Genomic DNA, 11926 nt, shown 5'->3' with positions numbered 1-11926 from the left:
CGCCGCTTCAGCCGTCGAAGCGGACGCGCATGCCCGCCGCGGGCCGGAGCACCGGGAGGTAGCGCGAGGCCGGGAATCCGCCCTGGAGCCTCGGGCCCGAGGCCGGGAGCGCCCGCCCGAGCGCGACGAGGAACTGGACGATCTCCATCCAGGCGAGGTGATAGCCGAGGCAGAAGTGCGCGCCGCCGCCGAACTGGGCGATCTCGAGCGGCGATATCGCCTCTTTGCGGTCGAGCCAGCGCTCGGGGCGGTAGCTGTCCGGATCCGGGTAGAGCTCGGGATCGCGCGAGAGCAGGACCAGCGGGATCGCCACGTTGGTCCCTCGGGGGACGGTGCGGCCTTCGAGCTCGAAATCGGCGACGGCGCGGCGAGCGTCGTGGGGCACCGGCGGGTGGAGGCGGAGCGCCTCGCGGAACACGGCCTCTGCGAAGGGGAAGCGGCGGAGCTCCGCGGGCGAGCGTGGGAGATCCGGCGCGCTCGACGCCTCCTCGCGGAGCGCGCGCCAGATCGCGGGGCTCTCGGCGAGGTGGGCGACGCACCAGGCCATGGTCGAGGCCGAGGTCTCGTGGCCGGCGAGGAGGAGCAGGCGGAGGTTGCCCACCAGATCGTCCTCCGAGAGCGGCTCGCCGTCCTCGTCGCGCGCCGCCAGCAGCGCGGGCAGGAGCCCCTTCGCCTCGCCGCGGGCGCGCACGTCGGCGAGGATCCGGCGGATGCGCGCGTCGAGCCAGCCGCGGGCGCGGAGGCCGCGGCGCCTCGGCGAGCCTGGCACGTCGAAGGGCAGGTTGAGGATGAGGAGCATCAGATCCTCGTAGTGGCGGCGCCACTCGGGGAGCTCGTCGTCCTCGACGCCGGTGATCTTGAACATCACCTCCAGGGCCAGCTCGCGGGTCTCGCGCAGCACCAGGACGTCGCGCCGGCCGACCCAGGAGCGGACCTTGCGCTCGACGCTGGTCGCGACGATCGCGCCGACCTCGGCGGCGTCGAGGCCCTTGGGCGAGAAGGGACCGTTCATGGCGGTGCGGATGTGGCGGTGGGAGGCGCCGTCGTGGGCCATCAGCGATTGGCCGAAGAGGTGGCCGACCCCGCCTTCGGTCAGATACGAGGAGTCGACGGTCTTGCTCTTGAAGAGCGAGAAGGCGTCTTTCGAGGCGTAGATGAGCTGCCAGGCCTGGAAGCCGTGGGTCCAGAAGAACAGGGAGCCGAAGCGGCGCTGGCCCTCGCGGAGCAGGCCGAGCTCGTCGACGGCGATCGCCGGCATGTGGCCCACGACCGGGAAGCCGCCGGGGAGGACGGGGAAGCCATGCCGGGTCTGGACGCGGCGGGCGACGGGGTTGCGGCCCCGCAGGAGCGGGAGGGCGGTGGAGGAGAGGAGGCGGGCGGTGCTCATGGCGGGTGTGGGGTCGTGTTGTAGCATCGCGCTGGCGCGGGTTGGGCGCCGGAATCGCGGGGAGGAGCGCGCGCCGGGTGCGAGGGGGGCAGACCGAGGAAGAGAGACGCCGCGTGGTTTTCGCTCGGGTTTGATGCGGATGGTGCTCGTCTCTCGTGCTCGTCTCTCGTGCTCGTCTCTCGTGCTCGTCTCTCGTGCTCGTCTCTCGTGCTCGTCTCTCGTGCTCGTCCTTCGTGCTCGTCTCTCGTGCTCGTCCTTCGTGCTCGTCTCTCGTGCTCGTCCTTCGTGCGCGTGCGCGTGCGCGATTCCCCGGTCCGGCTTCTCCCGCCCTGCTCCCTCCCCTCCCCGCTCGTCATCGTGAGTCGCCCACCCGGCCGTCGCCGCGGCCGTCCGCGCGTCGACGCCCTGCGAATCCGCGGCGGGCCAACCGAAGCGCCGCCACGGCCCCGGCCGCGCGTCGGGCGACCGCACGGCGGCCCCAAGCTCGACCGTTGGTGCGCTCCTTGCTGAAGCCCCGGTCCCCCCAGGAGGCCATCTCATGACCGATCGCAAAGACCCTGCGAAGTCATCATCCAAAGATCCGGCGCCGGCCGAAAAAGGCGCCGGCAGCGCGAAGCAATCGATGGGCGGACCGTCCGCGAAGCCGCGGGCGGCGCGGCCCAAACGCAGCCTCCTCGAGCGCGCGGCGACCGCGCTCGGCAGCGGGACCAGCAGCGACGACGCCGGGGTGCGCAACCTCGCGGCGGCAGACCGCCTCGACGCGAAGGTCGACGCCACCGAGGCGCTCGTCGCCGCAATCCCAGAGAACGTGAACAAACCCGCCGAGTACGCGCTACGCGGCAAAGTGCCACAGCCGCCGCAAGGTGCCACAGCGAAGCCAGAGAACCTCGACGCGACCGCGAGCACGATCACCGAAAGCAACGAGTCCGAGAAGAACGGCGCCAAGGCGGCGCCCGGCGAGAACCTGAACCAGGGGCCGCTGCAGAAGCACCGGGCCGACTCGCTCGGCCGCGCGCTGACGACGAATCAGGGCGTCCCCGTCGGCGACAACCAGAACTCGCTGCGCGCGGGGCTGCGCGGCCCGACGCTGCTCGAAGACTTCATCCTGCGCGAGAAGATCACGCACTTCGACCACGAGCGCATCCCCGAGCGCGTGGTGCACGCGCGCGGCTCGGGCGCGCACGGCTACTTCGAGTGCACCGAGGACATCACCGCGCTCACCAAGGCCGCGCCCTTCGCGAAGGTCGGCAAGCGGACGCCCGTCTTCGTGCGCTTCTCGACCGTGGCCGGCGAGCGCGGCAGCGCCGACACGGTGCGTGACGTGCGCGGCTTCGCCGTGAAGTTCTACACCGAAGAGGGCAACTGGGACCTGGTCGGCAACAACATCCCCGTCTTCTTCATCCAGGACGCGATGAAGTTCCCGGACGTGGTGCACGCCGTCAAGCCCGAGCCGCACCACCAGATGCCGCAGGCCTCGAGCGCGCACGACACCTTCTGGGACTTCATCTCGCTCATGCCCGAGTCGATGCACATGATCATGTGGCATATGAGCGACCGGGCGATCCCGCGCAGCTACCGCACGATGCAGGGCTTCGGCGTGCACACCTTCCGGCTCGTCAACGCGGCGGGCGAGGCGACGCTCGTGAAGTTCCACTGGACGCCCTTGCTCGGCACGCACTCGCTCGACTGGGACGAGGCGGTGAAGATCGCGGGCGCCGACCCCGACTTCCACCGCCGCGACCTCTGGGAGTCCATCGAGGGCGGCGCCTTCCCCGAGTACCTCCTGCAGATCCAGACGTTCACCGAGGCCGAGGCCGAGAGGTGGAGCTTCGACGTGCTCGACGCGACAAAGATCGTGCCGGAGGAGCTCGCGCCCCTGCGCACCGTCGGCCGGCTCGTCTTGAACCGCAACCCCGACAACTTCTTCGCCGAGACCGAGCAGGTCGCGTTCTGCACGCAGCACGTCGTCCCCGGCATCGATTTCACGAACGACCCGCTGCTGCAGGGCCGCAACTTCTCGTACCTCGACACGCAGCTCTCGCGCCTCGGCGGGCCGAACTTCCACGAGATCCCGATCAACGCGCCGATCGCCGAGGTGCACAACAACCAGCGCGACGGCTTCCACCGTCAAGCGATCAACCGCGGCCGGGTGAACTACGAGCCCAACTCGCTCGCCGGCGGCTGCCCCTTCCAGGCCGGCGCGCGCGGCTTCGCCTCGGTCGCCGAGCGGCTCCTGGCGCAGCAGGCCGCGACCGAGCCGACGAAGCTGCGCGCGAAGCCCGAGAAGTTCGCCGACCACTACACGCAGGCGCGCCTCTTCTGGGCGAGCCAGACGCCCGTCGAGCGCGAGCACATCGCGCGCGCCTTCCGCTTCGAGCTGACGCGCGTGCAGACGCAGGCCATCCGCGAGCGCATGGTCCGGATGGTGCGGAACGTCGACGAGGCGCTGGCCGCGCGCGTCGCGGCCGACCTCGGCATGCCGCTCCCCGAGCCGCTCCCGGTGGCAGTGCCGCCCGTCGAGAACCCCGAGGTCGCGGTGTCGCCGCCCCTGTCGCTGTTCGCGCGGCCGGGCGACGGCCGCATCCTCGGCCGCCGCGTCGCGCTCCTCGTCGCCGACGGCGTGAGCGGCGCGGCGGTGGGCGCCCTCTACGACGCGCTGCTGACGGCGGGCGCGGTGCCCCGCTACGTCGGCGAGCGCCTCGGCGTGGTGCGCACCGCCGAGGGCGACGAGCTGCCGGTCGAGGTCACGTTCGAGACCGCCCCGAGCGTCCTCTTCGACGCGGCGGCGCTGCCGACCGGCGCGAACGCGGCGGCGCTGGCGCGCGACGGGCTCGCGGTCGAGTTCGTCCAGCTCCAGTACCGCCACTGCAAGCCCCTGCTCGTGCCCGCGTCGGCCGCGCAGCTCGCCGCGGCCGCGGGCGTGAAGGCCGCCGCGGCCGGCGCGGACAACGACCCGGGCCTGCTCGTCCTGCCCGACGACGGGGTGGCCGAGGCGGCCCCGGCGTTCATCAAGGTGATCGCCATCCACCGCGCGTGGCAGCGCCAGACCGAGCCGCCGGCGGTCTGACCCCGGCGCGCCCGGCGCCGAGCACATCCTCGGCGCCCGGGCAATACGGCCGTTCGAACCTCACCTCGTCAGCGTCGGCAGCGCCCGGTTCGGCGGCCTACTCGAGCGGAGCCTCGTAGACTCCGAAGACGCGCTGCTTGTACCGCCGTCCCGAATCGAGGTCGACCTGCCGCCAGTCGAGGACCTGCCCGCCCTCATCGAGGAACAGCTCGGCCCCACGCGGGTACTCCTGCCCCCCGACGATCGACGGCGAGGCGAGCACCACGACGCTCGGACGGCCATCAGGGTAGACCCAGGCGTGAAGCTCGGCGGAGCACGGGAGCCCGCCGACCAGCTGATCCGCCTCCAGCCGCTGCGAGCGCTCGAGCAGCCGCCCGGCCTCGTCGAGCGTGACCCGCGCACGGGCCGGGACCGGCACGCCCGTGAACTCGTGGTCGGTGGCAAGCGTGGCGTTCAGAAGAGCGCCGCTCTCGTGAAGGTACGCGATGCCGGGGGCGCAGGCCACGCCCCCGATGACCACCGGCCGGGAGAGCGAGGCGAGCCGGAGCCGGCCGCTGGGGAAGAACACCACGTCGCAGCCGCCGGCGCACGGAAGTCCCTGGATGTCCGTGTCGCGGACAAGGGTCGCGTCGTGGATTGAGCCGTCGGGGAACAGCTCCGCGCCCTCGTCCAGGTACTCGATGCCGCTTACCACCATCCGCGCCTCGCCTCCTGCCGCCGAACACCGCAATCAGCCGTGCTGCACGACATATCTTCGCGCTCTCGCATGTAAGCCGCAAAGCGTGGCGCCTATCCCCGTATTCTCGGCATGGTCAGTCCTCTCGACCGCTGACCGCGGCATCCGCGTGGAGCGCCTTGAACCCCGACCCCACCCCCATGTGCCGCCCCCACGCATCGTGGCAAGATAGCGTAGCCGACGGCTGCCCCGCCTCGTCAAGGAGGGCCCACCGCGCCGTGGGACCGCGCTCACCGCGGCTGGGGCATCCGCTGCAGGTGGGGCACGCCCGCGACGGAGCCTGCCAGCACGCGGGCGTGCCGCCGCACCTCGCCGGCGCCGAGCGGCCCTCCGTGACCCAGGTGGAAGGTCTGCACCCCCTCGTCGACCAGCCGCTCCAGCGCGACGCCGACGGCGCGCGGGTCCAGCTCGAAGGGGGGCCTAATCGCATGGCCCAGTCGCGCCAGCCCGCCCAGCATCACCCCCGAAGCGACAAGATCCCCGACAAGCGCCTCGCGCGACTCGAGGACGACCGAGAGCGAGCCCCGGGTGTGCCCGGGCGTGTGGCGCACGCTGCCTGCGACCCCGTAGGGAGCCAGGTCGAGCGTCTCGTCGCCGGACAGCACGAGGTCGGGCGCGACGGGGGCGTAGCGCTCGTGCACGAGCGGGGCACGGACGAACACGCGACCGAACCAACCGGTCGGGCAGAAGGTCATCGGGGCACGCCCGTTGAGGTGCTCGACCTCGGCCTCGTGGGCGACGACGAGCGCTCCGGATCGCTCGCGAAGGGCGGCGGCGCTCCCGGCGTGGTCGACGTGGGCGTGCGTGACCACGATCAACTTCAGGTCGGACCAGCCGCGGCCCGCGCGGGCCAGCGCCTCGCCCACCTTGGGCGCCGCTTCCGGCACGCCGGCATCGACCAGCACGCAACCTGCAGCGCCGACGAGCAGGTGCGCGTTGACCATCCGAAAGGGTAAAATGGGCACGCGAATGATCTGGACCGCAGACATGATGTTCCTCCGGGGCCGAACGTCTGGCCCCAGCGTGCGGCGCCGCGGCGGGCGGCGCCTGGCCGGATCCGACGCGGCGGGTGGTCCACGATGGAACTGACCCACCTGGCGGCGCCTCCGGACGCGATGCTCGAGCGCGCGGTGCGGACCGGCCCGGGCGAGCTGCTCTGGCTCGGCGCCGAGCCGTTCGAGGTCCGCTGCGAGCCCGCGCGGGCCACGGGGCTGCTCAAGATCGTCGCCGTGGCCGAGGGCGAGGGGGTCATCGCGCAGGGGGGCCGTCGGACCCTCCTGCGCGAGGGGATGTTCGCCTGGGTCCAGTCGGACGCCCCCTTCGAGCTCTCGATGAGCCGGGGGCGGCGACTGCTGCTGCGGCTGCCGGTCTCGGTGGTGCAGCAGCGGCACCCCGGGGTCGACCTCCGGACGGCCGTCGCGCGCGGCGAAGAGCACGCAGGCGAGCGGGTCGTGGCGGGGCTCCTGCGCCAGATCCTGCGCGAGGGCTCGTCGCTGTCGGAGCGCGACTGCGCGGCGGCCGTCGGCGTGGTGCTCGAGGCGATCGGAATGTGCGGCCGCGCGCCCGAGCTCTCGCGGACCCGCGTCGAGCGGGCGCTGGCCGAGATCGAGCTGCGCCTCGGCGACCCGGCGCTCCAGCCGGCGGACATCGCGCGGGCGCAGGGGGTGAGCCGTCGCTATCTCGACGGCGCGATGGCCGAGCAGCTCGGCAGCTCGCTGGCCGCGCACATCCGGCGGCGCCGCCTCGAGCGGGCGGCGAGCGAGCTCGCGACCCGCCAGGACGACGCGGTGTTCGAGATCGCCGCGCGCTGGGGCTTCCGCGACACGAGCCACTTCACGCGCCTGTTCCGGGGACACTTCGCCACGACGCCCGCGGCCTACCGGCGCGCGGCGCAGGAGCGGCCGGGCGACGCGCGGCCGGGGGCGATGCGGCCCCATCAAGGCATCGGGATGACCAAGGTGGTGACGGAGAAGGCGGGGGCCGTGATCACCAAGCGATAGTCTTCGATCGCGATGTCGGGGAGCCGCTCGAGGTCCTCCGTGCGCGAGGTGCGGTGCGCTTCCGCCGCGGGGCCGACCGTGGGGAGCCGCGTGAGATCGAGCGTGTAGCCGCGGCTCGCGCCGCGATCGCCGTTGCGCACCACGAGCGTGAGAGCGCGCCCGTCGGCGCTGACCGCGGCCACCATGTCCTCGCTGTCGACCTCGACGAAGGTCGCGCCGGGCCGGATGTACCGGCTGAAGCCGGCGTGCATGTAAAAGCGCTTGATGGGCGCGTAGGACTGCTCGCGGTCGTTCAGCGTGAAGCTCGCCCAGCTGCGCGACGGATCGCCCGACTGCCAATCCACCCAGGCCTCCGGCTGCAGCTCGCGCAGATCCCGGATGAGGCGCTCCGCCATGAACAGCGCCGCGTCGGTGTCGTCGCTCAGGTTCTGCCCGAGGGGCCCCGACTCCGATTGCCACAGACGCTTGCCGAGCCGGGTCGCCAGCTGCCGGAGCTCCTTGCGCTGGCTGCCCGCGTAGGAGTGGACGTTGATCTGCTGGAGAGCGGCGAGCGTCTCCGCGCCGAACGCGCCGAGGTTCCGGACGGCATCATCCATGCTGTTCTCGTCCGATGCGCTGACCACCGTCTCGTCGAGGCCCTTGCTGGCGAGCTGCGCGGCCACCTCTCGGATGATCTTCTCCTGGCTCGCCCGGTCGAAGTGGCAACCTTCCTGGGAGCCGTCCGACTTCCACCAGTTTGCGTAAGGCTCGTTCAGCGGCTCCAGCGTGCGAAAGGCGATCCCGTGCTCGTCCCTGTAATGACGCACGACCTCGGTGAGGTAGTGGGCGAAGTCGTCGTAGTGGTCGGCCTTGAGGTTGTCTCCGCCGCTCCTGCTGCCCGAGGCGCAGCCGCTGCTCGTCATCCAGTACGGGGGCGAGTTGGAGAACGCCTCGAAGATCAGGTCCGCTCCGCGCTCCGCGATGCGCAGGAGGATGGCGCGCTGGTTCTCGTCGTTCTCCCACGTGAAGGTCCCGTCGGCGCCCTGGAACCCCGGCATCTCGCGGTGCTCCTTCATGTGCTCGTGGGACGGGTTCTCCCCGCCACCGATGTTGTAGCGGAAGATGTTGTAGCCGAGCCCGCTCACCGGATCGACGACCGCTTCGACGACCGCGTTGCGCTTGGCTTCCTCCCATCCGCCCACGTGATGGGCCCACCAGCACAGGCTCGTGCCCCAGCCCTCGAACGATTGGTGGAGCACGCCCGTGTCGATCCTGACGAGCTCCGTGCCCGGCGCGGCGGTCACCGTGGGGCGTGGCTCGCTCGGTGAGCCCCCGCTCCCGCCCACGGCCCCCGTGCCGCCGGTGCTGCTCGGCGATCCGCCCCCCGAGCCCGCGGTCGATCCGCCGCCCGAGCCCGCGGTCGCGCTGCCTGCGCTTCCCCCCTGGCCGCCGCTCCCCGCCGCCGCGGCGTCCACGGAAGGGCCCGGATCGCTCGGGGAGCACGACACGGCCACGGTGAGCGCGGCGAACGACGCGACGATAGCTTGAAGTTTCATGGAGGTGCGTGCGGTTGCGGTGAGCGCCGTCTCGCTCACGACGGCGTGATGCCACTTCAGGGAGGCGCGGGCGGATCCCCACGGCCTCAGGAGCTTCTCATGAGCGAGTCTCGTCGAACGGGCAGCGTCTTTGCACTCGAAAAGTGCCTTCTGCAGAGAGGGCATGGCGCTCGGGGCGCAAGATTGCAACGAGCTTTCACCGAGTCGTACGCCGCGTGGCAGCGCTGCCAGCGCGCCGCTCCGGTCAGCGCCTCCGCCCCGTCGCGATCGACCCGCCGCTTCGCGGGCCCGGCGGGCTGCGCCCGCCCGCACCCATGTGGGGAGCAGGGAGCTCGCCGAGGTGGAGGCGCGAGCCTCCATCGCCCTGCCGATGGAGGAGGCTGCCGCCTCCATCGCCTGGCGAGCGGCGATCAGCCCATGGCCCGCGTCGCAAACTTGCGCCGCGAGACCGTTGAAACACGCAGGAGCGCTCGGCGGGATCGCCGTAGGCATGCTCCCTGCTCCTTGGTCGGGCGCGGTCTGACAGGCAGGCATACCAAGGGGAGTCGCACCATGAAGATTGCTGCGTATCATGTCGGTCTCGGTCTCATCACCTTCTCGAGCGTCGTGGGCTGCGTGGCGGCGGAGGACGGCAGCTTCGGCGAGGAAGACACGGCGGAGAGCGCGGAGGCGCTCGGAGGAAACCCTGACCCCTGCGCGATGGGGCTCGACCCGAACTTCACCAGCCCGCAGCTCACCGCGGTCGGAGCAAGCGAGGATTACGTCCGCTCCTACCAGTGGATCGACAGCATCTGTCCGGCCGGCGGGCTGGATCGAGCGACGACGATCGTGGATTTCCCCGTGCCCAACTACTACCAGCACCAGTCCCCGGAGACGTACCGCTTCGACGTGGAGCCGACCTTCTGGGGCTCCTCTTCCACCTCGTGGAGCAACGCTTCGCAGGCGATGAGCGACTGTGAGAACACCAAGATGGCGACGCGCATGCAGCGCTGGGACTGGGCCACGAACAAGTTCGTGGAGCTCACGTACAAGGAGCAGGCGGGCGCGTGGGTCTGGGACAACCCGCTGGCCGGCCGCGGGCACTGCTCGACTCCGACGTTCACCTACTACCACGAGAATTACGGGACTGCGCAGCAGGTCGCCACGAGCAAGTACCGCGTCCGCACCTGGGCCAAGCAGTCCGACGGCTCCCACGCGACCGTCTGGATCACGGGGACGCACACCGCCCTGTAGCCCTGCGGCGCGGCCGCTCCGGTCGGCCCGAGAAGGACGCCGCCGCCCCCCCGACGACCCATGAGCGGCCGGCGGCACGCGGTGCGGCTGCACACATGGAAAACCCCTGACGCGCAAAGACCATCACAACTGCATATCTGGGGGTTAGCCCTGACGGGCAAAGACTGCAGCGACTGCACGCGTGGGAAACCCCTGACGGGTAAACACCGTACGTTGTCTCGTGCTCCAGCTCAGCTCGCCAGCCGCAATTCAGGCGCTACGCTGTTGCTTGGATCAATGGTGATGCCGCAGCCGCGCCGATGGCGAGCTCAGCAGAGCCATGGCCTTCCATGACATGGCGGCGACGGCCGCCCGCGGAGGAGCAAAGCGATGACAACGAACTTGGTGTTGGTGTTGGCGTGCGCGGCTGCCGCGCTGAGCAGCGCGTCGTGCGGTGGGACGGACAAGGGCGACGAGGGTACCGACAGAAGCGATACGGGCGGCGACGAGACCGGCGGCGGCGAGACCGGCGGCGGCGACACGTCGGAGACCGGCGCGCAGCCGGCGTCCGGCCAGTTCTCCGTCGACGCGCAGGGCGGGACCTTCACCGCGGAGGACGGCTTCACGATCGAGGTGCCGGCGGGCGCGGTGCGCGAGGAGACGGTGATCACCGTCGAGCGCGTCGACGACGCCCCCGAGGGCGCGGTGGGGCCCCTGTACGTCCTCGGCCCGGAGGGCCAGACGTTCGACAAGCCGATCACGCTCACGCTGCCGATCACCGTCGCGCTCAAGGCCGAGCTGGGCGAAGACACGGTCCTCGGCGCCTATGGCTTCACCGCGCAGGAGGGCTCGAACGCGTTCGCGCCGCTCGCGCGACACGACGTCTCCAGGGACAGCGTCATCACGGAGACCGACCGCCTCTCCAGCGTTTACCCGGGGATGCCCCTGCCGACCGCGATGGCGAGCCAGCACCGCTACCCGAGCGCGCTCGCCGCCGACGGGTCCTTCCTCTACTTCGCGAGCGGCGGCACCGAGGACGTCGCCACCGGGGACAACAACGACGGCTTCATCTACCGCGTGAAGCCGGGCGCCGACGCGGCGGAGGCGATGATCCCCGCCGATTCGGATCCAAAGTCGCTGTGGGTCAACGACTCCCACGTGTACTGGGCGAGCGGCGGCGACGATGATCCGGTGATCCCCTCCGCGCTCCGGCGCGTCGCCAAGGCGAGCCAGGAGGTGGAGACCCTTGTCGAGGTCGGCTATGTCGTGAGCGTCATCGGCGACGCGTCGGCCCTCTACTTCGGCGACGGCTTCGGCGAGAAGATCTACACGATGCCGCTCGACGGCGGCGAGCCCGTCGTCCTCGCGGAAGGCGCCGGGAATCCCGAGCGCCTCGCGCAGGACGCAGAGAACATCTACTGGACCGGCGGCTCCGCGACCAACAAGGTCTACAAGGTGGCGAAGTCGGGCGGGGAGGTGACCGTCATCGCCGAGAACGAGGCCGAGCCAACCGGGATCGCGGTGGACGCCGCGTTCGTCTACTGGGCGAATGTCGGCGACGGCGGCGTGTTCAAGGCGCCCATCGGCGGAGGGCAGAAGACGCTGGTCTATCAGGGGGTCTCGATGGCGGGGCTCGCCCTCCGGGGCTCGACGCTGTTCTCGACGGACACGGGCGGGAACCGCAGCGTCAACGCGCACGACCTCGAGAGCCACCGGACCGTCGTGCTCGCGCTCGGACAGCCCGTCGCCTGGCGCGTCCTCGCCCCGGAAGGCCAGGGCGTGTTCTGGTCCAACGCCGGCGACTATCGCTACCAGGGTCAAGTCGTGTCCTATCACGCCCCTTGATCGCCCCCGTCCGGACGGCGACCGCGAGCGCGCGCCAGCAAGGGCGACCCCGACGTACGCGCCTCGCGCATCATTCCTACCTGTAATATTCCAACATCACGGTCACCGTCGGCAGGCGCGGGCCCCGACAGGACGACGCCGCGG

Annotated in this window: 8 protein-coding genes; 4 read left to right on the top strand and 4 right to left on the bottom strand. The window is 71.3% G+C overall.

Translation table 11 applies throughout. The features are described 5' to 3' along the window. Nucleotides 1-7: 7 nt before the first annotated feature. Complete coding sequence (locus tag WME98_RS30915; RefSeq protein ID WP_437945308.1) at nucleotides 8-1387, bottom strand: cytochrome P450; 1380 nt, start codon at nucleotides 1385-1387, stop codon at nucleotides 8-10. Between the two features lie 538 nt (nucleotides 1388-1925). On the opposite strand from WME98_RS30915, the gene WME98_RS30910 reads away from it, so the two are divergent. Continuing rightward, entirely contained in the window at nucleotides 1926-4454 is a 2529-nt protein-coding gene (locus WME98_RS30910) for a catalase (RefSeq protein ID WP_437945307.1), read from the top strand. Nucleotides 4455-4551: 97 nt separating this feature from the next. Here the strand turns inward: WME98_RS30910 and WME98_RS30905 are convergent, their stop codons facing one another. After that, nucleotides 4552-5151, bottom strand: coding sequence for a hypothetical protein (locus tag WME98_RS30905; protein WP_437945306.1), 600 nt, complete (start codon nucleotides 5149-5151; stop codon nucleotides 4552-4554). A 269-nt stretch (nucleotides 5152-5420) separates the two neighbouring features. Further along, on the bottom strand, nucleotides 5421-6179 hold the full coding sequence (locus tag WME98_RS30900; protein WP_437945305.1) for an MBL fold metallo-hydrolase: 759 nt from the start codon (nucleotides 6177-6179) through the stop codon (nucleotides 5421-5423). A 90-nt stretch (nucleotides 6180-6269) separates the two neighbouring features. Between WME98_RS30900 and WME98_RS30895 the strand changes: the two genes are divergently transcribed. Beyond that, nucleotides 6270-7190: a helix-turn-helix transcriptional regulator gene (locus WME98_RS30895; RefSeq protein WP_437945304.1), complete on the top strand. Its 921-nt coding sequence runs from the start codon at nucleotides 6270-6272 to the stop codon at nucleotides 7188-7190. Here the strand turns inward: WME98_RS30895 and WME98_RS30890 are convergent. Next, entirely contained in the window at nucleotides 7127-8725 is a 1599-nt protein-coding gene (locus WME98_RS30890) for a glycoside hydrolase family 30 protein (RefSeq protein WP_437945303.1), read from the bottom strand. The genes WME98_RS30895 and WME98_RS30890 overlap by 64 nt on opposite strands. Before the next feature lie 552 nt (nucleotides 8726-9277). Here WME98_RS30890 and WME98_RS30885 point away from each other — a divergent pair. Then, a complete protein-coding gene (locus tag WME98_RS30885) occupies nucleotides 9278-9958 on the top strand; it encodes a hypothetical protein (RefSeq protein WP_437945302.1) in 681 nt (226 codons plus the stop codon). Nucleotides 9959-10327: 369 nt separating this feature from the next. Further along, a complete protein-coding gene (locus WME98_RS30880) occupies nucleotides 10328-11782 on the top strand; it encodes a DUF5050 domain-containing protein (RefSeq protein WP_437945301.1) in 1455 nt (484 codons plus the stop codon). Nucleotides 11783-11926: the final 144 nt, after the last annotated feature.

Origin of the sequence: Sorangium sp. So ce296, assembly GCF_051529605.1 — a bacterium.
GTDB classification, from domain to species: Bacteria; Myxococcota_A; Polyangia; order Polyangiales; family Polyangiaceae; genus Sorangium; species Sorangium cellulosum_D.
The sequence above is the reverse complement of the archived record's forward strand: the minus strand, read 5'-3'. Positions and strand labels throughout refer to the sequence as shown.